Annotated in this window: 23 protein-coding genes; 22 read left to right on the forward strand and 1 reads right to left on the reverse strand. The window is 66.5% G+C overall.

The genetic code is table 11. The features are described 5' to 3' along the window. Positions 1-112: 112 nt before the first annotated feature. From htpX to J0M27_RS13975, 21 genes are all read left to right on the forward strand, one after another. On the forward strand, positions 113-991 hold the full coding sequence (gene htpX, locus J0M27_RS13875; RefSeq protein ID WP_294992725.1) for a protease HtpX: 879 nt from the start codon (positions 113-115) through the stop codon (positions 989-991). A 53-nt stretch (positions 992-1,044) separates the two neighbouring features. After that, complete coding sequence (locus tag J0M27_RS13880) at positions 1,045-2,361, forward strand: cation:proton antiporter (RefSeq protein ID WP_294992728.1); 1,317 nt, start codon at positions 1,045-1,047, stop codon at positions 2,359-2,361. A gap of 57 nt (positions 2,362-2,418) precedes the next feature. Then, on the forward strand, positions 2,419-3,267 hold the full coding sequence (gene asd / locus J0M27_RS13885) for an archaetidylserine decarboxylase (RefSeq protein ID WP_294992730.1): 849 nt from the start codon (positions 2,419-2,421) through the stop codon (positions 3,265-3,267). A gap of 482 nt (positions 3,268-3,749) precedes the next feature. Then, entirely contained in the window at positions 3,750-4,196 is a 447-nt protein-coding gene (gene mraZ, locus J0M27_RS13890; protein WP_294992733.1) for a division/cell wall cluster transcriptional repressor MraZ, read from the forward strand. After that, positions 4,193-5,152, forward strand: a complete 960-nt coding sequence (rsmH, locus tag J0M27_RS13895; RefSeq protein ID WP_294992736.1) for a 16S rRNA (cytosine(1402)-N(4))-methyltransferase RsmH — start codon at positions 4,193-4,195, stop codon at positions 5,150-5,152. The genes mraZ and rsmH overlap by 4 nt, the downstream gene beginning before the upstream one ends. Then, a complete protein-coding gene (gene ftsL, locus J0M27_RS13900; protein WP_294992739.1) occupies positions 5,153-5,431 on the forward strand; it encodes a cell division protein FtsL in 279 nt (92 codons plus the stop codon). It begins immediately after the preceding gene. A gap of 7 nt (positions 5,432-5,438) precedes the next feature. Continuing rightward, complete coding sequence (locus tag J0M27_RS13905) at positions 5,439-7,172, forward strand: penicillin-binding protein 2 (RefSeq protein ID WP_294992742.1); 1,734 nt, start codon at positions 5,439-5,441, stop codon at positions 7,170-7,172. Between the two features lie 8 nt (positions 7,173-7,180). Further along, entirely contained in the window at positions 7,181-8,812 is a 1,632-nt protein-coding gene (locus J0M27_RS13910; protein WP_294992745.1) for a UDP-N-acetylmuramoyl-L-alanyl-D-glutamate--2,6-diaminopimelate ligase, read from the forward strand. Positions 8,813-8,993: 181 nt separating this feature from the next. Next, on the forward strand, positions 8,994-10,472 hold the full coding sequence (murF, locus tag J0M27_RS13915; protein ID WP_294992748.1) for a UDP-N-acetylmuramoyl-tripeptide--D-alanyl-D-alanine ligase: 1,479 nt from the start codon (positions 8,994-8,996) through the stop codon (positions 10,470-10,472). Beyond that, on the forward strand, positions 10,462-11,631 hold the full coding sequence (gene mraY, locus J0M27_RS13920) for a phospho-N-acetylmuramoyl-pentapeptide-transferase (protein ID WP_294992751.1): 1,170 nt from the start codon (positions 10,462-10,464) through the stop codon (positions 11,629-11,631). The genes murF and mraY overlap by 11 nt, the downstream gene beginning before the upstream one ends. Beyond that, on the forward strand, positions 11,631-13,079 hold the full coding sequence (gene murD / locus J0M27_RS13925) for a UDP-N-acetylmuramoyl-L-alanine--D-glutamate ligase (RefSeq protein ID WP_294992753.1): 1,449 nt from the start codon (positions 11,631-11,633) through the stop codon (positions 13,077-13,079). Before mraY ends, murD begins: the two co-directional genes overlap by 1 nt. Further along, positions 13,079-14,242: a putative lipid II flippase FtsW gene (gene ftsW, locus J0M27_RS13930; protein WP_294992756.1), complete on the forward strand. Its 1,164-nt coding sequence runs from the start codon at positions 13,079-13,081 to the stop codon at positions 14,240-14,242. Before murD ends, ftsW begins: the two co-directional genes overlap by 1 nt. A gap of 112 nt (positions 14,243-14,354) precedes the next feature. Continuing rightward, positions 14,355-15,428 carry an undecaprenyldiphospho-muramoylpentapeptide beta-N-acetylglucosaminyltransferase gene (gene murG, locus J0M27_RS13935; protein WP_294992759.1) on the forward strand — a complete coding sequence of 358 codons (1,074 nt, stop codon included), beginning with the start codon at positions 14,355-14,357 and terminating at the stop codon, positions 15,426-15,428. Beyond that, on the forward strand, positions 15,425-16,813 hold the full coding sequence (gene murC, locus J0M27_RS13940; protein WP_294992762.1) for a UDP-N-acetylmuramate--L-alanine ligase: 1,389 nt from the start codon (positions 15,425-15,427) through the stop codon (positions 16,811-16,813). The genes murG and murC overlap by 4 nt, the downstream gene beginning before the upstream one ends. Before the next feature lie 88 nt (positions 16,814-16,901). Continuing rightward, on the forward strand, positions 16,902-17,789 hold the full coding sequence (gene murB / locus J0M27_RS13945) for a UDP-N-acetylmuramate dehydrogenase (RefSeq protein WP_294992765.1): 888 nt from the start codon (positions 16,902-16,904) through the stop codon (positions 17,787-17,789). After that, positions 17,789-18,697 (forward strand): D-alanine--D-alanine ligase, encoded by a 909-nt coding sequence (locus tag J0M27_RS13950; protein WP_294992768.1) that lies wholly within the window; start codon positions 17,789-17,791, stop codon positions 18,695-18,697. Before murB ends, J0M27_RS13950 begins: the two co-directional genes overlap by 1 nt. Continuing rightward, positions 18,690-19,496 (forward strand): cell division protein FtsQ/DivIB, encoded by an 807-nt coding sequence (locus tag J0M27_RS13955; RefSeq protein WP_294992770.1) that lies wholly within the window; start codon positions 18,690-18,692, stop codon positions 19,494-19,496. The genes J0M27_RS13950 and J0M27_RS13955 overlap by 8 nt, the downstream gene beginning before the upstream one ends. After that, entirely contained in the window at positions 19,493-20,725 is a 1,233-nt protein-coding gene (gene ftsA / locus J0M27_RS13960; RefSeq protein ID WP_294992773.1) for a cell division protein FtsA, read from the forward strand. Before J0M27_RS13955 ends, ftsA begins: the two co-directional genes overlap by 4 nt. A gap of 28 nt (positions 20,726-20,753) precedes the next feature. Beyond that, entirely contained in the window at positions 20,754-21,944 is a 1,191-nt protein-coding gene (gene ftsZ / locus J0M27_RS13965) for a cell division protein FtsZ (RefSeq protein ID WP_294992776.1), read from the forward strand. 103 nt (positions 21,945-22,047) lie between these two features. After that, complete coding sequence (gene lpxC, locus J0M27_RS13970) at positions 22,048-22,962, forward strand: UDP-3-O-acyl-N-acetylglucosamine deacetylase (protein WP_294992778.1); 915 nt, start codon at positions 22,048-22,050, stop codon at positions 22,960-22,962. Positions 22,963-22,976: 14 nt separating this feature from the next. Further along, positions 22,977-23,159: a hypothetical protein gene (locus tag J0M27_RS13975; RefSeq protein WP_294992781.1), complete on the forward strand. Its 183-nt coding sequence runs from the start codon at positions 22,977-22,979 to the stop codon at positions 23,157-23,159. Here J0M27_RS13975 and J0M27_RS13980 read toward each other — a convergent pair. Further along, positions 23,149-23,586: a DciA family protein gene (locus J0M27_RS13980; protein WP_294992784.1), complete on the reverse strand. Its 438-nt coding sequence runs from the start codon at positions 23,584-23,586 to the stop codon at positions 23,149-23,151. The two genes, J0M27_RS13975 and J0M27_RS13980, sit on opposite strands and share 11 nt — an antisense overlap. A 94-nt stretch (positions 23,587-23,680) precedes the next feature. Between J0M27_RS13980 and J0M27_RS13985 the strand changes: the two genes are divergently transcribed. After that, positions 23,681-24,628: a M23 family metallopeptidase gene (locus J0M27_RS13985; RefSeq protein ID WP_294992786.1), complete on the forward strand. Its 948-nt coding sequence runs from the start codon at positions 23,681-23,683 to the stop codon at positions 24,626-24,628. The last annotated feature ends 278 nt before the right edge of the window (positions 24,629-24,906 follow it).

Raw genomic sequence — 24,906 nt, forward strand, 5'->3', positions numbered from 1 at the left:
TGAATTTTCGTAGAATCGCTGCATCTAAGCCTTCACAATGAAGGCCTCAGGTGCCGTCGGCCGATCCCGGCCGGCGTGCGGCTCCGGCCAGGGTCTTTTTCGGGAGATTGCAATGAAACGCATCGTGCTGTTCTTGGTCACCAACATCGCCGTGATGCTGGTGTTGTCGATCGCCGCCAGCGTGCTGGGGGTGAATCGCTTCCTCCATGCCAACGGACTCAACCTCGGCATGCTGCTGGTGTTCGCCGGTCTCATGGGCTTCGGCGGCTCCTTCATTTCGCTCTTGATGTCGAAGATGATGGCCAAGTGGTCGACCGGCGCACGCATCATCGACAGCCCGTCGACCTCGACCGAATTCTGGCTGGTCGAAACGGTGCGCAAGCAGGCGCAAAAGGCCGGCATCGCGATGCCGGAAGTGGCCATCTACGAGGGTGCGCCGAATGCCTTCGCCACCGGTCCGAGCAAGAACAACTCGCTGGTGGCGGTGTCCACCGGCCTGTTGCAGAGCATGAGCAAGGAGGAGGTCGAGGCCGTGCTGGCGCACGAGGTCAGCCACGTCGCCAACGGCGACATGGTGACGCTGACGCTGATCCAGGGCGTGGTCAATACCTTCGTCATCTTCGTCTCGCGCATCGTCGGCTACCTGGTCGACAGCTTCCTGCGCCGCGGCAGCGACTCCTCCGGTCCCGGCATCGGCTACACGATCACGGTGATCGTCTGCGACATCCTGTTCGGGATACTGGCCAGCATCATCGTCGCCTGGTTCTCGCGCCAGCGCGAGTTCCGCGCCGATGCCGGCGCCGCCGGCCTGATGGGTTCGCCGCGGCCGATGATCTCGGCGCTGCAGCGCCTCGGCGGCCTGTCGGTGGAGCCCCTGCCGAAGAGCCTGGCGAGTTCCGGTATCGCCGGCGGGAAGGGCCTGATGGCACTGTTCGCCAGCCACCCGAGCATGGAAGAGCGGATCGCCGCGCTCTCCGCGCAAGGCCGGTGATTCCCATCCGGCGGGTTCGCCGGTCGAGGCCTCCGCCCAGAGCGGGGGCCTTTTTGCTTTGCTTAGCCGCCGCGCCGGCCTGGGCCGCGGGTTCCGACGTGGTCGGCATCAACCTGCTGTGGCTGGCGCTGATCCTGATGAGCGCGCGCCTCTTCGCGCCGCTGGCGCAGCGCGTCGGCTTTCCTGCCGTGCTCGGCGAACTGCTGCTTGGCGTGGTGCTGGGGAATCTTGCGCTGGTGGGCTTCACGGGTTTCGAGGCCATCCCGAAGGATCCGGTCATCGCCTTCATCGCCGAACTCGGGGTCATCGTGCTGCTGCTGCAGATCGGCCTGGAGACGCGGCTTGCTGACCTGATCAAGGTCGGTCCGCGCGCGCTCGCGGTCGGCTTGGTGGGCATTGTCGTGCCCTTCGTACTGGGCACCTGGGTGGTCGGGCCGTGGCTGCTGCCAGGACTGTCGCACAACGCCTATCTTTTCCTCGGCGCCACGCTTTCGGCCACGTCGGTCGGCATCACCGGGCGGGTGTTTCGCGACCTGGGCAAGCTCGACACGCCTGCGGCGCGCATCGTGCTCGGGGCGGCGGTGATCGACGACGTGCTGGGCCTGGTGATACTGGCCGTGGTCTCCAGCCTGGTGCAGGCGGGTTCGGTCAGCGTCGGTCAGGTCGGCGGCATCATCGCCCAGGCAGTGATTTTCCTCGCCGGTTCGATCTGGATCGGGCGCATGATTGCGCCGCACTCCAGCCGCTGGCTGGCCCAACTCGATGCGGGGCCATCGATGCTGTTCGCCCAGGTGCTGGCCACCGGCCTGTTCCTCGCCTGGCTGGCGCATGCCATTGGCCTGGCGCCGATCATCGGCGCCTTCGCCGCCGGCCTGCTGTTCGAACCGATGTTCCTGCGCGACTTCGACCGCCCGGCCATCGTGCGCGAAATCGAGCCGCTGCTGCCGAAGGGCGAACCCGCCCTGGCCGAGCGCCTGCTGCCGATATTGAAGAAGCACGGCGGCCACCAGCACGAGCACATGATCGAGCCGATCGGCTACTTCTTCGTGCCGGTGTTCTTCGTCCTGACCGGCATGCAGGTGGACCTCAAGACGCTGGCCGACCCGACCGTGCTGGGAGTCGGCGCCGGCGTCACGGTGGCGGCGATCGCCGGCAAGCTCGCCGCGGGCCTTGCCGCTGGGTCGTCGGGACGCTGGCTGGTGGGCTGGGGCATGGTGCCGCGCGGCGAGGTCGGCCTGATATTCGCCATGGTCGGCAAACAGTTGGGTGTCATGAACGAGGCGATGTTCTCGGTCATCGTCATGATGGTGATCCTCACCACGCTGGTCACGCCACCGGTATTGACGGCCCTGCTCAAGCGCCGGCAGTAGTGGCGGCCGTGCCCGCGCCGCTATAATCCGCGCCTCCTTTCCCGCGCCGCCGCCGACGTGTCCGATCGCCTCGCCGTCCTGTCCCAGTACCTGCTGCCGAAACAGGCCCTCACCGCGCTTGCCGGCAAGCTTGCCTCGGCGCAAGCCGGTGGGCTGACGACGTCGGTGATCCGCTGGTTCGTCGCTCGCTATGGCGTGAACATGGCCGAGGCCGCGGATCCGGACATTGCCGCGTATGCCAGCTTCAACGAATTTTTCACCCGGCCGCTGAAGGAGGGCGCGAGGCCGCTGGCCAATGCCGATTTCGTCTGCCCGGTCGACGGCGCGATCAGCCAGTTCGGCGCCATCGAGCGCGACCGGATATTCCAGGCCAAGGGCCACGGCTACTCGACCACCGCGCTGGTGGGCGGCGATGCGGCGCTGGCTTCCAAATTCGAGAACGGCGTGTTCGCTACGCTCTACCTGAGCCCGAAGGACTACCACCGCATCCACATGCCCTGCGCGGGAAAACTCACGCGCATGATCCACGTGCCGGGCGACCTGTTTTCGGTGAATCCGGTGACGGCGCGCGGCGTGCCGGGCCTGTTCGCGCGCAACGAGCGCGTGGTCTGCGTGTTCGAGGGCGAGCGCGGGCCATTCGTCATGGTGCTGGTCGGCGCCACCATCGTCGGCAGCATGGCCACGGTCTGGCACGGCGTGGTGAATCCGCCGCGCCCCGGCCATCTGCGCGATTGGCGCTACGAGGATCAGGACTTGCGCTACCGCCAGGGTGACGAAATGGGCCGTTTCCTGCTCGGTTCGACCGTGGTGATGCTGTTCCCTCGCGCCGCGCTGGGCTTCAATCCCGATTGGGCGCCGCAAGGGGCGATTCGGATGGGCGAGGCGATGGGCCGACGCCTGGCCTGAGCCAACTTTCATGATGCGGGACACACCACCCCGCATCATTGAAGTTGGCATTTTCCAAACACCCGCCCCCCTTCGCCCCCCTCGCGGGGGGTTCCTGATTTGCTCGCTGCGCTCGATGTCGCCTTGCGCGCTTTCTGCTGCCTTTCGTTAAGTCGGCCGCGCCGTAGCGAGGCCTTTCAATGCCATCCCCGGCATCCCGAAACAAGGGCGTGGGTCGCGCCAGTCGTAGCGGACGGCGAATTCCCCATCGAGCATCGCTTCTTCTCATAAATCACATTCAGTATGCCTTGTATCCATACTGATTTTATTGAGAAAAAATTTCACAAAATTTCTTGGGTTCCGCGTCTAAGCCTTTGTTGCGCTTGGAAAAATAGCCCTTTTCGATCTTGACCCCGGTCAAAATGTGTCTTAAAGTGGGTCTTAGTGGGGTTTGGTGGGAAATTTGATCGATTGATGGTCTGAATCCTGCCGGGGGAGACGGAATGTTCCAAGGTGCGACGTCGCTGAATCTAGATGCCAAGGGCCGCATGGCGGTGCCCAGTCGGCACCGCGACGCGCTGGCGGTGATCGGTCAGGGCCGTCTGGTGGTGACTGCCCATCCGCACCGCTGCCTGCTGCTCTATCCCGGACCGGCCTGGGAGCCTATCCGCGACCAGATTCTGGCCGCATCCAGCCTGCAGCCCGAAGCCGCCATGGTCCGCCGCCTGCTGGTGGGCTTCGCCGAGGATGTGGAACTCGACGGCGCCGGACGCCTGCTGCTCTCGCCCTCGCTGCGCCGCTACGCCGGGTTGGAAAAGGAAATCTGGCTGATCGGCCAGGGCCGCCACTTCGAGATCTGGTCGGATGCCGGCTGGAAGGCGCAGCAGGATGCGATCTTCGCCGTCGGCGACAAGCTTCTGCCTCCGGGCCTGGAAAACCTTGCGTTGTGAGTGTCGACTCCCACGTCAGCGTGCTGCTCGCCGAGTCGGTGGCAGCGCTGGCGATTCAGCCCCAGGGAACTTACGTCGATGCCACCTTCGGTCGCGGCGGCCACAGCCGGGCGATCCTCGCCGCGCTCGGGCCAGAGGGCCGGCTGATCGCGCTGGATCGCGATCCGGCGGCGATCGCGGCCGGCGCATCGATTGCGGATCCGCGCTTCACCCTGGTCCATGCGGCGTTCAGCGATTTCGACACGGTGCTGGACCGGCTCGGCGTCGGGCAGGTGGCTGGCGTGCTGCTGGACATCGGCGTTTCGTCGCCGCAACTGAACACGCCCGAACGGGGCATGAGTTTTCGTTTCGATGCGCCGCTGGACATGCGCATGGATACGACGCAGGGGGAGACCGCCGCCGAGTTCCTGGCGCGGGCATCGCAACCAGAAATAGAAAAGGTGATCAGAGACTATGGCGAAGAACGGTTTGCTCATGCGATTGCAAAGGCGCTTGTTGCTGCTCGGGGCGAGCACGGTATTTCAGGGACAGGACAGCTTGCCGCGCTCGTGGCGCAAACAGTCCGCACGCGGGAACCGGGCCAGCACCCGGCGACGCGGACTTTTCAGGCTTTACGGATTCACGTCAATCGGGAGCTTGAGGAACTGTCGCTAGTCCTGCCGCGGGCCCTCGATCGACTGGCACCGGGTGGACGCATGGCCGTGATCAGCTTTCATTCCCTCGAAGATCGCATCGTCAAACGCTTCCTGCGCGACGCGGCGCATCCCCCGCAGCCGCCGAAGGGCGTGCCGCTGCGCGCGGTCGAATTGCCGCAGCCGGTCGCCAGGCTGGTGGGCAAGGCGATGTTCCCATCAGACGCCGAGGTCGCGGCCAATCCGCGCTGTCGCAGCGCAGTGCTGCGCGTCGCGCAGAAGCTTGGCCCCGATAGCGGGTCACCGCGGAGCGGGAGCAACTAATTGGCACGGCTCAACCTCTTCCTGATCCTGATCCTGGTCGTGCTCGCCTGCGCCCTGTCGCTGGTGAGTTCCAACCATCGCGCGCGCAAGCTGTTCTCTGAGCTGGAAGCCGGGCAGAAGCGCATGCGCGACCTGGATGTCGAATTTGGCCAGTTGCAGCTGGAACAAAGTACTGTGGCGGCGCATGTGCGGGTGGAAAAGCTGGCGCGCGAGAAGCTGGGCATGAAACAGCCGGCGCCCGGGCAGATCATTTCGGTCGACGTCGGCACGGCGCGGTGATGCGGACATGAAGCCGATCAGGTTCGCCACGAGCCCGCTGCTCTCCGAGCGCCTGCCGCCGTGGCGGCAGCGCCTGGTGCTGGTCGTGCTGCTGGGCGCCTTTGCGCTGCTGGTCGGGCGTTCCCTCTACCTGCAGGGCTTCAACAACGAATTCCTCGGCGACAAGGGACGCGCGCGCTTCGAGCGCCAGATCGACATTTCAGCGACCCGCGGGCGCATCACCGACCGGCATGGTGACGTGCTGGCGGTGTCTACCCCGGTGCGCTCGATCTGGGCGATACCGGAGGATGCGCAACTGGTGCCGGCGCAGGCGCGCAACCTGGCGGCCGTGCTCGGCATGGACGTGCACGAAATCAACCGCAAGCTGGCTGCCGAGCGCGACTTCGTCTATGTCAAGCGGCAGTTGCCGCCGGAAACGGCGGAAAAGGTCAAGGCGCTTGCGCTGCCCGGCATCCACCAGAAGAACGAGTATCGGCGCTACTACCCGGCGGGCGAGGTGATGGCTCACGTGCTGGGTTTCACCGGCGCCGAGGATGTCGGCCAGGAGGGCATCGAGCTGGCCTTCAACGGCGAACTTGCCGGCAAGCCGGGCAGCCGCCGCGTGATCAAGGACCGGCGCGGCAACGTTGTCGAGGATGTCGAAAGCATCCGGCCGCCGCTGGACGGCAAGGAGATTGCGCTGGCCATCGACTCCAAGGTGCAGTACCTGGCCTATACCCACCTCAAGCAGGCGCTGGCCGAGCATCGCGCCAAGGCCGGTGGCGTGGTGGTGCTCGATGCCGACAGCGGCGAGATCCTGGCCCTGGTCAACCTGCCTACCTACAACCCGAACAACCGCAGCAAGCTGGCCGGCGCGCAACTGCGCAACCGGGCGCTGACCGACACCTTCGAGCCGGGTTCGACCCTCAAGCCCTTCACTGCCGCGCTGGCGCTGGAACAGGGCAAGGTGCGCTTCGACACGCCGATCCAGACTGCGCCGGGCAAGATGACCATCGGCTCGGCGACGATTTCGGATGCCCATGCCCATGGCGTCCTCACCGTGGCGCAGGTGATCCAGAAGTCCTCCAACATCGGTTCGGCGAAACTCGCGCTGTCGATGAAGCCGGAGGAAATGTGGGCGATGTTCGACAGCCTCGGCTTCGGCGCGCCGCTCAAGCTGGGTTTCCCGGGCGAAGCGGGCGGGCGCCTGCGTCCGGCGAAGACCTGGAAGCCGATCGAGCAGGCCACCATGGCCTATGGTCACGGCATCTCGGTGACCCTGATCCAGTTGGCGCGCGCCTACCAGGCTTTCGCCCGCGACGGCGACCTGCTGCCACTGTCGCTGTCGCGCGTGGTTGTGCCGCCGACCGCCGGCAAGCAGGTGTTCTCGGCGCAGACCGCGCGCGAAGTGCGTGCCATGCTGGAAATGGCCGTGCGTCCCGGTGGTACCGCGCCCAAGGCGCAGATTCCCGGTTATCGCGTCGCGGGCAAGACCGGCACCGCGCACAAGCTCGAAAGCGGGGCCTACGCCAACCGCTATGTCGCCTCCTTCGTCGGCTTTGCGCCGGTGTCCGACCCTCGCCTGATCGTCGCGGTGATGGTCGACGAGCCGTCCAACGGAAAATACTACGGCGGCGAGGTTGCCGCGCCGGTGTTCGCCCAGGTCATGGCCGGCAGCCTGCGCACGCTGGGCATTGCGCCCGACGCGCCGCTGGCGCCGCTGCTGATGACGGCCGCCGAGCCGACACGGGAAGAGATGTGAGCGCCGCCATGACGACCCTTGAACAACTCAGGGCAAAGGGCGTGACGCCGACCCGCCTCACCGCCGATTCGCGCCGCGTGCAGCCCGGCGACATATTCGTTGCACTCCCCGGCGCGCATGTCGATGGCCGCGATTTCATCGCGCAGGCCGTGGCGCGGGGCGCGGCGGCGGTGCTTGTCGAAGCGGGTGGCGGCGTTGCCGCAAAAGTCGGCGCTGGCGACACGGCGATGGTGGCAGTCGAGGGTCTGGCGGCGCTTTCCGGCGAGATCGCGCACATTGTGTATGGGCGTCCCTCCGAAAAGCTCTGGGTCGCCGGAATTACCGGCACCAACGGCAAGACCTCCATCTCGCAATGGATCGCCCAGGCGATGGATGCGCTGCCGTCTCTGCCGCCGGGCCGCCCCAAGGCAGAGACCGCCTTGAGGATGGAGTCGCCTGGCGACGAACCACCGTCATCCCTTTCCATGGGGCGCAGGCGGGGTTTCGCGGAGCACGGCTCCGCGCCGCCGCAGCCGGCCGGCTGTGCAAAGCCGGCCGTGGGGCAGGGGCTGGGGGAAAGGCTCCACAGGTGCGCCGTGGTCGGCACCCTGGGCAACGGTTTCGTCGATGCGCTGGCCGAGTCGCCCAACACCACGCCCGATGCCATCACCCTGCATGCGGCGCTGGCGGGATTCGTCGAACGCGGCGCGCAGGCCTGCGCCATGGAGGTGTCCTCGATCGGGCTCGACCAGGGGCGGGTGAATGGCGTTGCATTCGACGTCGCGGTGTTCACCAACCTGACGCGCGACCACCTCGAATACCACGGCAGCTTGGAGGCCTACGCCGCGGCCAAGGCGCGGTTGTTCGCCATGCCCGGCCTCGGCGCCGCGGTGTTCAATCTCGACGATGCCTTCGGCATCGAGTTGGCGCGCCGCCTCAGGGGCCGCGTACCGACCCTGGGCTACACGCTGGGCGACGCGGCGACGGAATGCGACGAAGTCCTGCGTGCCCGAAACCTGCGCATGGGTGCCGCCGGCATCGAATTCGATCTGCGCGGCGCGACCATCGCTGCGCCGGTTGTGGGCCGTTTCAACGCCTCCAACCTGCTGGCCGTCGCCGGCGCGCTGTTGAGCCGCGGTGAAGGCCTCGACACGATCGCGAGGGCGCTGCGCGGCATCCGTCCGCCGCCGGGACGCATGCAGGCGTTGGGCGGGCACGGCCATCCGCTGGTGGTGGTCGATTACGCGCATACGCCCGATGCCCTGGAAAAGGCGCTCGGCGTGCTGCGCGAAACCGCGGACGCGCGCGGCGGGCAACTGGTCTGCGTGTTCGGCTGTGGCGGCGAGCGCGATCCGGGCAAGCGGCCACAGATGGGGGCGATCGCCGAGCGCCTGGCGGATCGCGTGCTGGTCACCAGCGACAACCCGCGCGGCGAGGATCCGGATGCCATCATAGGTGCGATCCTCTCTGGAATGAAACACGAAGCACCGGTGCAGGCCGACCGTGCTCGGGCAGTCGCCGACGCGTTGGTCGCCGCCGACGCGCGCGACGTGATCCTGCTGGCCGGCAAGGGACACGAGCCCTACCAGGAGATCGCCGGCACGCGCCATCCCTACTCCGACCTCGATGCCGCAAAGTCGGCGCTGGCGGCACGGCGATGAGCGCCATTCGCAGGGCCGCCCCAAGGATGGCGCAGCCAGCAATATGGAGCGACGCAGTCGCGAACCCGAGTCACCCCTGCCCTTGGGGCGGGGGGTGGAGGCGGGGTTTCGCGAAGCACTGCTTCGCGCCGCCGCAGCCGGCTGGCCATGCAGGGCCGGCGGTGGAACGCGGGGTGGGTCAATGATGCGACTTTCAGAAGCCGGCGCTTCGTTCGGCGTGATGCACGAGGGCCCCGACGCGGAATTCCACGCCGTCGGCACCGATTCGCGCGCCGTGATCCCCGGCATGCTGTTCGTCGCGTTGAAGGGCGAGCGCTTCGACGGCCACGACTACGTGCGCGAGGTGCTGGCCAGGGGGGCCGCCGGGGCCATGGTCGAAGGCGCCTGGGCCGAGGCCAACCCGGGCCTGCCGCTGATCCCGGTGAATGACACGCACCTCGCGCTGGGCCAGCTCGCCGCCGCCTGGCGCGGCCGTTTCACGATTCCGCTCTTGGGCATCACCGGCAGCAACGGCAAGACCACGGTCAAGGAAATGTGCGCGGCGATCCTGCGCGCACATTTCGGCGGCGCGGCCGAGAGTGTGCTGGCGACCGAGGGCAACTTGAACAACGACATCGGACTGCCGCTGACCCTGCTCAAGCTGCGTGCGAAGCATCATGCCGCAGTGATCGAGATGGGCATGAACCACGCAGGCGAGATCGACTACCTGACGCGCCTAGCGGCGCCCACCGTGGCGCTGGTGAACAACGCGCAGCGCGCGCACCTCGAAGGACTCGGCACGGTGCAGGACGTGGCGTTGGCCAAGGGCGAGATCTACGTTGGCCTGGCACCCGACGGCGTCGCCGTGTTCAATGCCGACGACGCGCAGGCGGACGTCTGGCGCGAGCTTTCGCGCGACCGCCGACAACTGCGCTTCGGTCTCGACCGCGAGGCGGAGGTGCGCGGCAACTTCGTTCCGCACGGCCTCGGCGGCGAGCTGCACCTGGCCACGCCGGCCGGACCGCTGCCCGTAACGCTCGCGGTGCCGGGCCGCCACAACGCGCGCAATGCCTGCGCGGCCGCCGCCGCGGCGCTGGCCGCGGGTGCGACCCTGGATGCGGTGAAGCAGGGCCTGGAGGCGTTTGCCGGCGTCAAGGGACGCCTGCAGCGCCGCGTCGGTCGAGAGGGTGCGCTGGTGGTGGATGACAGCTACAACGCCAATCCGGATTCGATGCGCGCCGCGATCGACGTGCTGGCCACGGTACCCGGCAAGCGCATCTTTGTCATGGGCGACATGGGCGAAGCGGGCTCCGCGGCGGCGCAGTTCCACGACGAGATCGGCTGCTACGCCAAGAGCCACGGCATCGATCGCCTGTTCTGCCTCGGCCAGTTGGCGGCGGCGGCGGCCTACAATTTCGGCGCCGGCGGCGAGCATTTCGAACGCATCGAGGACCTGCTGAAACGCCTGGCCGGCGAACTCGATGGCGCCACCACGATACTGGTCAAAGGTTCGCGTTTCATGAAGATGGAACGCGTGGTCGAGGCCATCGTGGATCCCGTTCCCGCCGCCGGTCTGTCCCACGGCGGGAACCACCATCAACCGGAGCGGGCGTCGCCCGCGAACATCCGTCATCCCCTTCCGCGTGAAGGGGGAGGGGGGAAGGTCCGTAATGCTTCTTGAACTCGCACAATGGCTGGCGAAGGACTTCCGCGGCTTCAACGTATTCGGCTACATCACCCTGCGCGCGGTGCTCGCGACCATGACGGCGCTGGCGATTTCCTTCGTCTTCGGCCCCGCCGTGATTCGCTGGCTGACCGCCAAGAAGATCGGCCAGTCGGTGCGTGACGACGGACCGCAGACCCACCTGATCAAGGCGGGCACGCCGACCATGGGCGGGGCGCTGATCCTGATTTCGCTCGGCGTGTCTACCCTGCTCTGGGCCGACCTGTCCAACCGTTTCGTCTGGATCGTGCTGATCGTCACCCTGGGCTTCGGCGCGGTGGGCTGGGTCGACGACTGGCGCAAGGTGGTGTACCGCAACCCGGACGGCTTGTCGGCTCGTTCCAAGTTCTTCTGGCAGTCGGTGATCGGCGTGGTTGCGGCGATCTACATCGCGTTTTCAATCTCGGCGCCGAACAACGAAAAGGTGGTCGAGCTGTTCTTCCAGTGGGTCGGCAGCGGCTTCACGCTCGAGCTGCCGAGCCAGACCGCCCTGATCGTGCCCTTCTTCAAGACCGTGTCATACCCGCTGGGAATCTTCGGCTTCATGGTGCTGTCCTACCTGGTGATCGTCGGCAGCAGCAATGCCGTCAACCTGACTGACGGCCTCGACGGCCTCGCCATCATGCCCACGGTGCTGGTGGGCGCCGCGCTGGGCATATTCACCTACGTCGCCGGCCATGCCGGCTTCTCCAAGTACCTGCTGCTGCCCTACATCCCGGGCGCGGGCGAACTCGCGGTATTCTGCGGCGCGCTGGCCGGGGCCGGGCTCGGCTTCCTCTGGTTCAACGCCTATCCGGCCGAGGTGTTCATGGGCGACGTCGGCGCCCTGGCGCTGGGCGCGGCGCTCGGCGCCGTGGCGATCGTCGCCCGGCAGGAGATCGTGCTGTTCATCATGGGCGGGGTCTTCGTCGCCGAAACCCTGTCGGTGATGCTGCAGGTCGGCTGGTTCAAATACACCAAGAAGAAATACGGCGAGGGTCGGCGCATCCTGCGCATGGCGCCGCTGCACCACCATTTCGAACAGACCGGCTGGAAGGAGACGCAGGTCGTGGTCCGCTTCTGGATCATCACCATCCTGCTGGTGCTGTTCGGCCTGTCGACCCTGAAGATCCGCTGATGAAACTGCAAGGCAGACACGTCCTCATCCTCGGCCTCGGCGAATCCGGCCTGGCCTGCGCGCGCTGGTGCGCGCGGCAGGGCGCGCGGGTGCGCGTGGCGGACACGCGCGCGGCGCCGCCCTACCTTGACGAGTTGCGGCGCCGTGTCACCAGCGCCGACTTTCGTCCCGGCGAGTTCGACAAGGGCCTGCTCGACGGCATCGACCTGCTGGTGCTATCGCCGGGGCTTTCCGGCGGCCTGATGGTGGTGATCCATGCGCGCGCCGCCGGCATCCCGGTGCTCGGCGAAATCGAGCTGTTCGCCCAGGCCATGCGCGACATCAATGGCGGCCGGCCGCATCTGCCGCCGGTGCTGGCAATCACCGGCACCAACGGCAAGACCACCACCACGGCGCTCACCGGCCACCTGCTGCGCGCCACCGGCAGGACGGTCGGCGTCGCCGGCAACATTTCGCCGGCGGCGCTGACCGCGCTGATGGATGCGCAGGATGCCGGCGCCCTGCCCGAGGCGTGGGTGCTGGAACTGTCCAGTTTCCAGCTCGAAACCACCGAGACGCTGAACCCGGTCGCGGCCACGGTGCTCAATGTTTCCGACGACCATCTCGATCGCTACATCGATCTCGATGAATACGCGTCGGTCAAGGCCAGGGTATTCCAGAGCGGTGCCGGGACGCCGTGCATCCAGGTGCTCAACCGCAACGATCCGCGCGTTTGCCGCATGGTGCTGCCCGATCGCCAGATCGTCAGCTTCGGCCTCGACGCGCCGGCCGCCGCCGAGGACTTCGGCCTGCGCGTGCAGCGCGGCGAAACCTGGCTGGCGCAGGGCGCGAACTTCCTGGTCCCGCTTGCGGAACTGCCGCTGGCCGGCCTGCACAACGCGGCCAACGCCATGGCCGCGCTGGCCCTGTGCGGCAGCCTCGGCATCGACGCGGCAACCCTGCTGCCGGCGCTGCGCTCCTTTCGCGGCCTGCCGCACCGCGTGGAAAGAATCGCCGAGCGCCAGGGCGTCACCTGGTACGACGACTCCAAGGGCACCAACGTCGGCGCCACGGTGGCCGCCCTGGACGGTATCGGCGGCCAACTGGCGAACGCCGGCAATCAGAATGATCACAAGATCATTCTGATTGCCGGCGGCGACGGCAAGGGCCAGGATTTCTCCCCCATGCGCCTCGCGGTCGCCAGCCATGCCCGTGCCGTGATCCTGATCGGTCGCGACGGACCGCTGATCGGCAAGGCGATCGCCGGTGCCGGCGTCGCGGTCGAGGCCGCCGCCGACATGGACGATGCCGTGTGCCGCGCCGCCGCCCTGGCGCAGCCGGGCGATGCCGTGCTGCTGTCGCCGGCCTGCGCCAGTTTCGACATGTACCGCAACTACGAACACCGGGCGCAGGCGTTCGCCGCCGCCGTAACGGCCCTGGCGGCCAGCGGAACCGGGGCGAGCCGCTGATGAACCACGCTTATGCCGCGCCGAGCCACCGCGCCCCGGCCGAACTCGACGGCCTGCTGCTGTGGCCGGCCCTCGGCCTGTTGCTGCTGGGTCTGGTGATGGTGTATTCGTCCTCGATCGCGATAGCTGAAGGCAGCCGCTTCACCGGCAACCAGTCGGCCTATTTCCTGTTTCGCCACGCGATCTTCCTCTGCATCGGCCTGGTGGCCGGCGTGATGGCCTTCCAGGTTCCGCTGCGCCTTTGGCAGCAGGCCGCGCCCTGGCTATTCGTGGCTGGCGTCGCGCTGCTGCTGCTGGTTCTGGTGCCACAGGTCGGCCGCTCGGTGAACGGCGCGCAGCGCTGGATCGGACTCGGCCCGATCAACCTGCAACCTTCGGAGCTGATGAAGCTGTTCGCTGTGCTGTATGCCGCCGACTACACCGCGCGCAAGCTCGACGACATGGGTAGCTTCGTGCGCGGCTTCTTTCCGATGGCGCTGGTGATGGTGCTGGTCGGCGTCCTGCTGCTGCGGGAGCCGGACTTCGGCGCGCTGGTGGTAATCCTTGCCATCGCCACCGGCATCCTCTTCCTCGGCGGCATCAATGCCCGCGTGTTCGCCATCCTGGTCGCGGTGCTGGCAGTCAGCTTCGTGGTCATGATCTGGGCTTCCGATTATCGGCGGCAGCGCATCTTCGGCTTCATGGATCCGTGGCAGGACGCCTACGGCAAGGGATACCAGTTGTCCCACGCGCTGATCGCCTTCGGCCGCGGCGAGTGGTTCGGCGTCGGACTCGGCGCCAGCGTCGAAAAGCTGTTCTACCTGCCGGAGGCGCACACCGACTTCCTGCTGGCGGTGATCGCCGAGGAACTCGGCTTCGTCGGCGTCTGCGTCGTGGTCGGACTCTTCGCCCTGCTGGTACAGCGCTGCTTCGCCATCGGCCGCCAGGCCATGGTGCTGGGCCGGGTCTACTCCGGCCTGGTGGCGCAGGGCGTCGGCATCTGGCTCGGCGTCCAGGGTTTCATCAACATGGGCGTGAACATGGGCCTCCTGCCGACCAAGGGCCTGACCCTGCCGCTGATGAGCTTCGGCGGTTCCGGCATTGTCGCCAATTGCCTTGCCTTGGGAATCTTGCTGCGTGTCGACTGGGAGAACAGACAGATGATGCGGGGGCAGCAGGTATGAGCGCCGCCGGCCGGGCCGCCCCAAGGGCGGCGCAGCCAACATGCGGAGCTGCGCAGCAGCGAACCGCCGTCACCCCCTGCCTTGGGCAGGGGGCTGGGGGGAGGGCAGTTCAATGAGCCATACCCTGCTCGTCATGGCCGGCGGCACCGGCGGCCACATCATGCCTGGGCTGGCGGTGGCGGAGCATTTGCGCGCGCGGGGCTGGAAGATCGCCTGGATGGGTAATCCGGATGGCATGGAGGCGAAGCTGACCGCCGGGCGCGGCTACGAGATGGCCTGGGTGAATTTCACCGCGCTGCGCGGCAAGGGTTTGCTGCGCAAACTGCTGCTGCCGGTGAACCTGTTGCGTGGCTTCAGCCAGGCCTGGTCGCAGCTCAAGCGCATCCGGCCCGACGTGGTTTTGGGCATGGGCGGCTACGTCAGCTTCCCGGGCGGCATGATGGCCTCGCTGCGCGGCATTCCGCTGGTATTGCACGAACAGAATTCGGTCGCCGGGCTGGCCAACCGGGTTCTCGCCGGAGTGGCCGACCGCATCCTCGCCGGCTTTCCTGGCGCGCTGGCGAGGGCCGGCTGGGTGGGCAATCCGGTGCGTCCCGAAATCGCCGTGTTGCCGGCGCCGACTCTTCGCTACGCGCAGCATCAGGGGCCGTTGCGGATCCTGGTGGTGGGCGGCAGCCTCGGCGCGCAGGCGCTGAACGAAACCGTGCCCAGGGCGATGGCACTGATCGCCGAGGACGAACGTCCGCAGGTGGTGCACCAGGCCGGGGAAAAGCACCTGCCGATGCTGGAAAGCCTTTACATCTCGGCCGGCGTCAAGGCGGATTGCGTGGCCTTCATCGAGGACATGGCCGGCGCCTACGACTGGGCCGACCTGGTGATCTGCCGCGCCGGCGCGCTGACGGTGGCCGAACTGGCCGCGGCCGGTGTCGCCAGCCTGCTGGTGCCCTTTCCGCATGCGGTTGATGACCACCAGACCGGCAACGCGCGCTTCCTGAGTTCCGCCGGTGCCGCGATCCTGTTGCCGCAAGACCAGTTGACGCCGCAGCGGTTGGCCGAGATCCGGACCCTGTCGCGCGGGCAGTTGGCGCAGATGGCGGAAAAAGCACGGGAACTGGCGCGGCCCGAGGCCACGGCGGCCGTGGCGCAGGCCTGCGCCGACCTGGCGCGGAAAGGAAAACCGGAATGAAGCACAAGGTCAAACGCATCCACTTCGTCGGCATCGGAGGCTCAGGCATGTCGGGCATCGCCGAAGTGCTGGCGAACCAGGGTTTCGAGGTCAGCGGTTCCGACCTCGGCGACAGCGCGACGACGCGCCGCCTGGCGACGCAGGGCATCCGCATCACCATCGGCCACAGCGCGCAAAACGCCGCGGAGGCAGATGCGGTGGTGGTATCCACCGCCGTCAAGGAAGACAACCCCGAGGTGCGGATGGCGCGCCAGCGCCACGTGCCGGTGGTGCCGCGCGCGCAGATGCTGGCCGAGCTGATGCGCCTCAAGCAGGGCGTCGCGATCGCCGGCACCCACGGCAAGACCACCACCACCAGCCTGGTCGCATCCTGCCTCGCCGAGGGCGGCTTCGATCCGACCTTCGTCATCGGCGGCCGGCTGAATTCGGCCGGCGCCAATGCCAGGCTGGGCAGCGGCGAATTCCTTGTCGCCGAGGCCGACGAGTCGGATGCGTCCTTCCTCTTCCTCTCGCCCGTGGTCTCGGTGGTCACCAACATCGACGCCGACCACATGGAGACCTATGGCCACGATTTCGGCCGCCTCAAGCAGGCCTTCGTCGATTTCCTGCACCGCCTGCCGTTCTACGGCGTCGCCGTGGTTTGTGGCGACGATCCCAACGTGCGCGACATCATCCCGCGCGTGGCCAAGCAGATCGTCACCTACGGCATAGAGCGCGAGGCGAGCTTCCGCGCCGAGGACGTGGTGGCCGATGGCGGCACCATGCGCTTCACCTGCGTGCGCACCAACGGCAGCGTGACTCGCCTGCCCATCGTGCTCAACCTGCCGGGGCACCACAACGTGCTCAACGCGCTGGCGGCGATCGCGGTGGCCACGGAAGTCGGCGTCGGCGACACGGCGATCGTCAAGGCGCTGGCGGATTTTCGCGGCGTCGGCCGCCGCTTCCAGCGCTGCGGCGAGATCGCCTGCCCGAGCGGCGGACAATTCACGCTGGTCGACGACTACGGCCACCATCCGGTGGAAATGGCGGCGACGCTGGCGGCGGCGCGCGGCGCCTTTCCCGGCCGCCGCCTGCTGCTGGCCTTCCAGCCGCATCGCTACACCCGCACGCGCGATTGCTTCGAGGATTTCGTCAAGGTGCTCGGTGGCGTCGACGGCCTGCTGCTGGGCGAGGTCTATGCCGCCGGCGAGGCGCCGATCATCGCTGCCGACAGCCGTGCGTTGATCCGCGCCCTGCGCGTCGCAGGCAAGGTCGAACCGGTCTTCGTCGAGGACATCGCCGCCATGCCGGCCGCGATCCTGTCCGCCGCGCGCGATGGCGACGTGGTGATCTCCATGGGCGCCGGTTCCATCGGCGGCGTTCCCGGAAAGCTGATTGATGGTTGAACCGACAACACCCGTCGAACGCAGTGAGCAAGAAGTCACCCCTCCCGCGCGGGAGGGGCCGGGGGAGGGCGGGCCATTTAGGGGAGAGTTGCGCAGCAACGAACCTATGGCCGGACATGTGTCCTGGCGCGCCGGCGGTCCGGCGGCGCGTGCCTTTTTTCCGGTCGATCTGGATGACCTTGCCACCTTCCTCGGCGGCTTGCGTCACGACGAGCCCCTGTTGCTCGTCGGCCTGGGCAGCAACCTGCTGGTGCGCGACGGCGGTTTCGACGGCACCGCGATTTTCACCCATGGCGCCCTGAACACTTTGCGCCGTGAGCCGGACGGCAGCTTTTATGCCGAGGCTGGCGTCGCATCGCCCAAGCTGGCGCGCTTCGTCGGCCGCCGGGGCTGCGCGGAAGCCGAGTTTCTCGCCGGCATTCCGGGCACCGTGGGCGGTGCGCTGGCGATGAATGCCGGCTGCCATGGCGGCGAAACCTGGCGCTACGTGGAAAAGGTCCTGATGCTGAATCGCCAGGGCGAAAAGCGGCTGCGCGGGCCCGAGGACTTCGCCGTCGGCTATCGGCATGCCGGATTGAAAAGCGCCACGGACGAGGTATTCGCCGCGGCATGGTTCCGCTTCCCGCCGGGCGATGCCGGTGCGGCGCAGGCGCGCATGAAGGAACTGCTGGAGCGGCGGGTTGCGACTCAGCCGCTGACCCTGCCCAATGCCGGGTCGGTGTTCCGCAACCCGCCGGGCGACCATGCCGCGCGGCTGATCGAGGCGGCCGGCCTCAAGGGCACACAGATCGATGGTGCGCAGGTGTCCGAAAAGCATTCGAATTTCATCGTTAATCCCGACGGCGCGGCCAGTGCGAGTGCGATAGAAATGCTAATCGGCCGGATTCAGGCAGAAATACGGGAAAAGTTCGGGGTTTCGCTGGCGCGCGAAGTGCGCATCGTCGGCGTGGCGGGGCGGGGCGGGGAAAGGTCTTGATGGAATTCGGCAAGGTGGCGGTGATGATGGGCGGCAAGTCGGCCGAGCGAGAGGTGTCGCTGAAAAGCGGTGCAGCCGTGCTGGCGGCCCTGCGTTCGTCCGGCGTCGACGCCCATGCTTTCGATCCGCGCGACAAGGCGCTGGAAGCGCTGCACGGCGAGGGCTTCCGGCGCGTGTTCATTGCGCTGCACGGACGCGGCGGCGAGGATGGCAGCCTGCAGGGCGCGCTGGACCTGCTGGCGATTCCCTATACCGGCAGCGGCGTGCTGGCCTCCGCGCTGGCGATGGACAAGTGGCGCTCGAAACTGGTCTGGCAGGCCGTCGGCCTGCCGGTGCCGGAGTTCGCGGTGCTCGATGCCGCCAGCGATTTCGCCGCCGTCGAGCGATGCCTCGGCTTGCCATTGTTCGTCAAGCCGGCCAACGAGGGCTCCAGCATCGGCATCACCAAGGTCAAGCAGGCCGGCGACCTGAAAGCAGCCTATGAGACCGCGGTCCGCTACGACGACTGCGTGCTGGCCGAAGCCTTTCTCGGCGGCGGCGAATATACGGTGGGCATCCTGGCCGGCGAGGCCCTGCCGGTGATCCGCATCGTGCCCGCCACCGAGTTCTACGACTACGAGGCCAAGTACCTGCGCGACGACACCGAATATCGGATCCCGAGCGGTCTGGGCGAGGCGCGCGAAGCCGAAATGCGCGACATGGCGCTGCGCGCTTTCGCCGTACTAGGCGGTCGCGGCTGGGGGCGCATGGACCTGATGCTGGACGCTGCCGGGCGCATGTATTGCCTTGAAGCGAACACGTCGCCGGGCATGACCGACCACTCGCTGGTGCCGATGGCGGGGCGGGCGGCCGGAATGCCCTTTCCACAACTGGTCCTGAAGCTGCTTGCGGAGGCCCGTCATGGCTAGCCTGCGTGGGAAGGGAACGGGCAAGAACCGCAACGAGCGCGGCAATGGCGACGGCTTCTGGGACCGGCCGATGCTGATCAACCTGTTGGCCGACGTCCTGCTGCTGGCGGGTGGTGTGCTCCTGGGCTGGGCCGGCATCATGGCGCTGCAGCGCCTGCCGATCCTGCCACTGCGCGAACTGGTGGTTGCCACTCCGGTGGACCGCGTGTCGCGGGCCCAGATCGAGCATGCGGCGCGCAGTGCCCTGGTCGGGAATTTCTTCACCGTGAACCTCGATAGCGCCCGCACCACCTTCGAGCGCATGCCATGGGTGCGGTCGGCAAGCCTGCGCCGGATCTGGCCGGACGGCGTCGAACTGCGACTCGAGGAACATCGCGCCGTCGCGCGCTGGACTCCGCAGGAAGGCGAGGCGCGCCTGGTCAGCACGCGTGGCGAGGTGTTCGCGGCCACGTCCGACGAAGCGCTGCCCCAGTTTGTCGGTCCCGAAGGCTCCGCCGTTCTTGTTCTCGAACGCTTCCGCGCCTTCGGCGAGGTTCTTGCGGGTGCCGGCTACACGCTGGTCGGCATCCATCTGTCTGCCCGCGAGGCATGGCAGCTCAGGCTCGCCGACGGCGTGGTGCTGGAGTTGGGGCGCGAACAAGCCAAACATCCGCTGGCCGATCGCCTCGACCGATTTGCGCGCCACTACGCGGAGGCGGGCAGAGTGACCCGTGACCGCCTGCGTGGCATCGGCGTGGTGGATATGCGTTACCCCAACGGATTTGCATTGCGGCCGCGTGCAGCCGCCCCACAATCATGAGCAAAGAAGCCAAACGCGACCTGATCGTCGGCCTCGACATCGGCACGTCCAAGATCGTCGCCATCGTCGGTGAACTGGATGCCGAGGGACGGCTGGGGGTGCTCGGACTCGGTACCCAGGAATCCACCGGCCTCAAGCGCGGCATGGTGATCAACATCGAAGCCACCGTCAATTCCATCTCGCGCGCCATCGCCGAGGTCGAGATGATGGCCGGCTGCAAGGTGCGGGAGGTCTATACCGGCATCGCCGGCAGCCACATCAAGAGCAAGGATTCCACCGGCATGGCGGTGGTGCGAGACAAGGAAGTGACGCAGTTCGACGTGGAGCGCGCGATCGAGGCCGCCAATGCCACGTCGATCTCCGCCGACGACCAGATCCTGCACACGCTGGTGCAGGAGTTCACGGTCGACGGCCAGGACGGCGTCAAGGAACCGATCGGCATGGACGCGCGGCGGCTCGACGTCAAGGTGCATCTGGTCACGGGCGCCGTGACCGCGGTGCAGAATATCGTCAAGTGCGTGCATCGCTGTGGCCTCGAGGTGGTCGACCTGGTGCTGCAGCCGCTGGCCTCGGGCTATGCGGTGCTGACGGAGGACGAAAAGGACGTCGGCGTCTGCCTGGTGGACATCGGCGGCGGTACCACTGATGTCGCCGTGTTCGTGCATGGCGCGATTCGCCACACTGCAGTGATCCCGATCGCCGGCGACCAGCTGACCAACGACATCGCGATCGCGCTGCGTACGTCGACCCAGGACGCCGAGGACATCAAGATCCGCTACGGCGTGGCCCTGCAGCAACTGGCCGATCCGGAAGAGATGATTGAGGTGCCGGGCGTCGGCGACCGTCCGTCGACCCAGCTTTCGCGCCAGACCCTGGCCGGCTTCATCCAGCCGCGGGTCGAGGAGATCTTCCAGAAGGTGCAGGAGGAGCTGCAGCGCAGCGGCAAGGAACGCCTGTTGCGCGCCGGCATCGTGCTCACCGGCGGCGCCGCTCAGATGCCGGGCATGGCCGAGCTTGGCGAGGAGATTTTTCACAACACCGTGAAGCTGGCAATGCCGCATTACGACGGCAATTTGCGCGATTACGTGCGCAATCCGCGCTACTCCACGGCGATGGGTTTGTTGCTGGAAGGGGTGGCGCAACGCCACCGTGGCATGAAGACGCAGAGCCCGAGAAGCTTCGGGCAGGTTCTGTCGCGGATGAAGGCGTGGTTCACCCGAAATTTTTGAAGCGGTTGGTCTTTTCAGGAGGCGAAAAATGTTTGAACTCGAGGAAGTAGGGGCACCGGAGGGAGATTCAAGTTCGACGGTCATCAAGGTCGTCGGCGTGGGCGGCGCAGGCGGCAACGCGGTCGAGCACATGATTCGCGAAGGTGTCGGCGGCGTCGAATTCATCTGCTGCAATACCGACGCGCAGGCGCTCAAGAAGAGCAGCGCCGACGTCAAGCTGCAACTCGGGCCGGGCCTCGGCGCCGGCGGCAAACCCGACAAGGCCAGGGAACTCGCCGTACAGGATCGCGGCCGCATCGCCGAGGCGCTGCAGGGTGCGCACATGGTGTTCATCACCGCCGGCATGGGTGGCGGTACCGGTACCGGCGCCGGTCCGATCGTCGCCGAAGTGGCGCGCGAACTGGGCATCCTTACGGTGGCGGTGGTGACCAAGCCCTTCGAGTACGAGGGCAAGCGCAAGCGCCTGGCCGAAGAAGGCGTGGCCGAACTGGCGCGCCACGTCGATTCGCTGATCATCATCCTCAACGAGAAGCTCGAGGAAGTGCTAGGCGAGGAAGTCAGCATGTTGGAAGCCTTCCAGGCCGCGGACAACGTGCTGCGCAACGCGGTCGGTGGCATCGCCGAGATCATCAACGTGCCCGGACTGGTCAACGTCGATTTCGAGGACGTGCGCACCGTGATGGGCGAGATGGGCAAGGCGATGATGGGCTCCGCCGTTTCGGCCGGCGTCGATCGCGCTCGCGTCGCCGCCGAGGAAGCGGTGGCGAGTCCGCTGCTGGAAGGCATCGAGCTGTCCGGCGCGCGCGGCGTACTGGTCAACATCACCGCCAGCACCACGCTGGGCCTCAGGGAATACAAGGAGGTGATGAGGACCATCCGCCAATACACCGCGCCGGAAGCCACGGTGATCTGCGGGGCGGTGTTCGACGAAGGGATGGAAGACCGGTTGCGCGTCACGGTGGTCGCCACCGGCCTCGGCGTGGTTGCGACGCGCGAGACGGCCAAGCCGAAGATGAGCGTGGTAGAAACCGTTGGCTTGCGCACCGGAACCGACAACCTGCAGGTCTACGACGTTGCGATGGCGCAAGTCGCGGTCGACCTTTCCAGTGTTACCAGCAGCGCCCGTGGCGGTCCGCGCAATGCGCAGGCAGACGCCATGGCGGCGTCGGGCGTCGACAAGTACGACATTCCCGCCTTCCTGCGGCGTCAGTCGGACTAGCAAGGCGTTCCGATCCCCGGTCCGGCGGGCGCCTCCTCCCGCCGGGCCGGGTGCTCGTGATAAAATTGCGGCCCTGCACCATTTACTTGCGAATCGAAATTCGATGCTTCGTCAGCGCACCCTGAAATCTGTCGTCAAGGCCACCGGCGTGGGTCTCCACTCCGGAGTCAAGGTTTCGCTCGTGCTGCGTCCGGCCCAACCCGACACCGGGGTGGTGTTTCGCCGCGTCGACCTGACGCCGCCGGTTGACCTGAAGGCCGACGCGCTAGGCGTCGGCGACACGCGGCTGGCGTCCTGCCTGGAGCGGGACGGCGTGAAAGTCGCGACCGTCGAGCACTTGATGTCCGCCCTGGCCGGCCTTGGCATCGACAATATCTATGTGGATGTCGACGCCGCGGAACTGCCGATCATGGACGGTTCGGCCGCGCCCTTCGTTTTCCTCCTCCAGTCGGCGGGCATCGAGGAGCAGAAGGCGGCGAAGAAGTTCCTGCGGGTGAAAAAGACCGTGGAAGTCAGGGACGGCGACAAATGGGCGAAGCTTTCCCCCTACGATGGATTCAGCATCGACTTTTCCATTGTCTTCAACCATCCGGCGATGGATCGCGCCGCCTCGCGCGCGCATGTCGATTTCGCCGACCAGTCCTACTTGCGGGAAGTGGCGCGGGCGCGCACCTTCGGTTTCATGCAGGACGTCGAATCCCTGCGCGACCAGGGGTTGGCGCTGGGCGGTAGCCTGGAAAACGCCATCGTGATGGACGAGTATCGTGTCCTCAACAGCGACGGATTGCGCTATGCCGACGAATTCGTCAAGCACAAGATACTCGACGCGATCGGTGATCTCTATCTGGCGGGTCATCCGCTGCTTGGTGCGTTTTCCGCGCACAAATCCGGCCACGCGCTGAACAACCAGTTGTTGCGCGCCTTGTTGGCCGACGCCTCGGCCTGGGAGGCGGTCACCTTCCAGAACGTTGCGGAAGCGCCGGTCGGCATCGCCCGCTTGTATCCCCAACTGGCCTGAAGGCCACCGCGCCCATGTTCCTGCTCAGGATCATCGGCATTCTCACCCTGATCACGATAGGCAGCGGCATCGTCGCCTGGCTGGTAACCCGCGATCGGCGCTACCTTGTGCTGTCGGGCCGCGTCGCCAAATGGGCGCTGGTCTTTACGCTGGTGGTGCTGGTCTTGATGATGGCGGAGCGCCTGATCATTCTTTGACGGCGAGCAGAAGGCGCTCCAGCGCCCGCTTGAGGGGTGACTCGCCGGGAAGTTCCCGAGCCAAATTAGTGAGTCCTTGCTTCTGTTTATTTCCAGGCAGGTCAGGGCGCTTGTGCATCTTGCGAGGTGGAACTGGGTTGCGGGCTTGCACTCGAACCTCGATTTGGGTAACCTTCGCGTCCTTGTTCGATAATTCGCTGGCGAGACTCGGTCCGAGTTGACGGACTTTCGTAGCGACCGCGCCGTTGGCGGTGTGGATAAGTAATTTCCCCAGGCGGAAGTTGGCTACCCGGGCATGAGGTCTCAGAGCCTCCGGCAGAGCAGCTTCCAGAAGTCGCTGGAATTGGAGCAGGCGTTGGGCGTGGGCAGCAAGCCGCGCCAAGCTGTCACCGGAGTCGAGATGTTCCTGGAGACTGCGCGCTGTCATCTAAATTGAAGTTTCAGTTTTTTGGCCGGCACCGGCATGTTTTCGTGCTCTCTACGAGTGGCCAGAACTGATACGTACCTGGAGGGAGAGAAGAGTGCATATTATTCTCGTCTCTGACCGGCTGGCAACCGCGAGAAGCATCACCTTGACCTGGCGCCATGTCCTGATGTTCATGGGCGCCATGTTTGCTTCGGTTCTGTTCCTGTCGTCGCTGTTTTCCTATGTCACCGTTCGCCACGCGGCCGAGATCCGCTTGCCCTTCCTGCAGGACCTGCTGCGCTCGGTCAATGCCGAAGAGTCGCAGCGGTCCAAGGATTTCGTTCGCGAGAACCTGAACGCGATGGCGATCAAGCTCGGCGAGATGCAGGCGCAGTTGCTGCGGCTGGACACGATAGGCGAACGCCTTGCGGGCATCGCCGGGGTCAGGCCACAGGAACTCAAGGCCTTCGAGGCAAAGGCCGACGGACGCGGCGGTCCGCTGTTGCAGCCGACCGCGCTGACCTCGACCGAGCTGCAACGGGCGGTGGATGCCCTGGCGACCCAGCTCGAAGCAAAGTCCGACGCGATTTCGATGATCGAATCGCAGATGCTCGAAGACCGCATCCGCAAGAGCCTGCTGCCCACCAGCCTGCCGGTTGACACGCAATGGAACGCATCGACCTACGGCTGGCGCGTCGATCCGTTTACCGGGGAACGGGCGATGCACGAGGGGGCCGATTTCGTCGCGCTGCCGGGTACCGCAATCAAGGCCGCCGCGGCGGGCGTCGTCGTCAGCGCCGAGCGCCATCCGCAATACGGAAATCTCGTGGAGATCGACCACGGCAAGGACCTGACCACACGCTATGCCCACGCCTCCAAGATTCTGGTCAACGCCGGTCAGTTGGTGAAGCGCGGCCAGAAGATCGCAGAAGTCGGGTCCACCGGGCGTTCTACGGGACCCCACCTGCATTTCGAAGTGAGAATTCGAGGTCTGGCGCAGAATCCGGAACGCTTCCTGCGCATGGCGCAGTCGAATCAGCGTCCCGCCACAAGCCGGCACTGAAGCCAGGGGAGGGTGTCCTCCCTCGCATGCTAAAATCGCCGCTTGTTTTTTCCGCCCGTTTTACGGTCGCGGCCCCCTTGAATTCGCAGCCCAACGCCCGCCTGCGCCGGCATCGGCTTTCCATGATGCCGACCTCTGACTGACCTGAAAAATGATAACCGGCATTCCTTCCAGCGCAACGTCCCAATTCGCGGGCCTTGGCTTTCTCTGAAGCCGGTCCAACCGATATGAAAACGATAACCGGCTTTAGATTCAGCATAACGCCCACGTTCGTGGGC

This window comes from Sulfuritalea sp. (assembly GCF_017302275.1).
GTDB lineage: Bacteria > Pseudomonadota > Gammaproteobacteria > Burkholderiales > Rhodocyclaceae > Sulfuritalea.

Bases quoted from the DNA above. Each gene is read 5' to 3' on its own strand.
- ftsA (WP_294992773.1), top strand. From the start codon at position 19,493: ATGAGCAAAGAAGCCAAACGCGACCTGATCGTCGGCCTCGACATCGGC.
- J0M27_RS13905 (WP_294992742.1), top strand. From the start codon at position 5,439: ATGAAGCCGATCAGGTTCGCCACGAGCCCGCTGCTCTCCGAGCGCCTG.
- ftsW (WP_294992756.1), top strand. From the start codon at position 13,079: ATGAACCACGCTTATGCCGCGCCGAGCCACCGCGCCCCGGCCGAACTC.
- J0M27_RS13950 (WP_294992768.1), top strand. From the start codon at position 17,789: ATGGAATTCGGCAAGGTGGCGGTGATGATGGGCGGCAAGTCGGCCGAG.
- J0M27_RS13975 (WP_294992781.1), top strand. From the start codon at position 22,977: ATGTTCCTGCTCAGGATCATCGGCATTCTCACCCTGATCACGATAGGC.
- murG (WP_294992759.1), top strand. From the start codon at position 14,355: ATGAGCCATACCCTGCTCGTCATGGCCGGCGGCACCGGCGGCCACATC.
- mraZ (WP_294992733.1), top strand. From the start codon at position 3,750: ATGTTCCAAGGTGCGACGTCGCTGAATCTAGATGCCAAGGGCCGCATG.
- murC (WP_294992762.1), top strand. From the start codon at position 15,425: ATGAAGCACAAGGTCAAACGCATCCACTTCGTCGGCATCGGAGGCTCA.
- ftsZ (WP_294992776.1), top strand. From the start codon at position 20,754: ATGTTTGAACTCGAGGAAGTAGGGGCACCGGAGGGAGATTCAAGTTCG.
- htpX (WP_294992725.1), top strand. From the start codon at position 113: ATGAAACGCATCGTGCTGTTCTTGGTCACCAACATCGCCGTGATGCTG.
- murD (WP_294992753.1), top strand. From the start codon at position 11,631: ATGAAACTGCAAGGCAGACACGTCCTCATCCTCGGCCTCGGCGAATCC.
- mraY (WP_294992751.1), top strand. From the start codon at position 10,462: ATGCTTCTTGAACTCGCACAATGGCTGGCGAAGGACTTCCGCGGCTTC.
- murF (WP_294992748.1), top strand. From the start codon at position 8,994: ATGATGCGACTTTCAGAAGCCGGCGCTTCGTTCGGCGTGATGCACGAG.
- J0M27_RS13980 (WP_294992784.1), bottom strand. From the start codon at position 23,586: ATGACAGCGCGCAGTCTCCAGGAACATCTCGACTCCGGTGACAGCTTG.
- J0M27_RS13910 (WP_294992745.1), top strand. From the start codon at position 7,181: ATGACGACCCTTGAACAACTCAGGGCAAAGGGCGTGACGCCGACCCGC.
- J0M27_RS13955 (WP_294992770.1), top strand. From the start codon at position 18,690: ATGGCTAGCCTGCGTGGGAAGGGAACGGGCAAGAACCGCAACGAGCGC.
- lpxC (WP_294992778.1), top strand. From the start codon at position 22,048: ATGCTTCGTCAGCGCACCCTGAAATCTGTCGTCAAGGCCACCGGCGTG.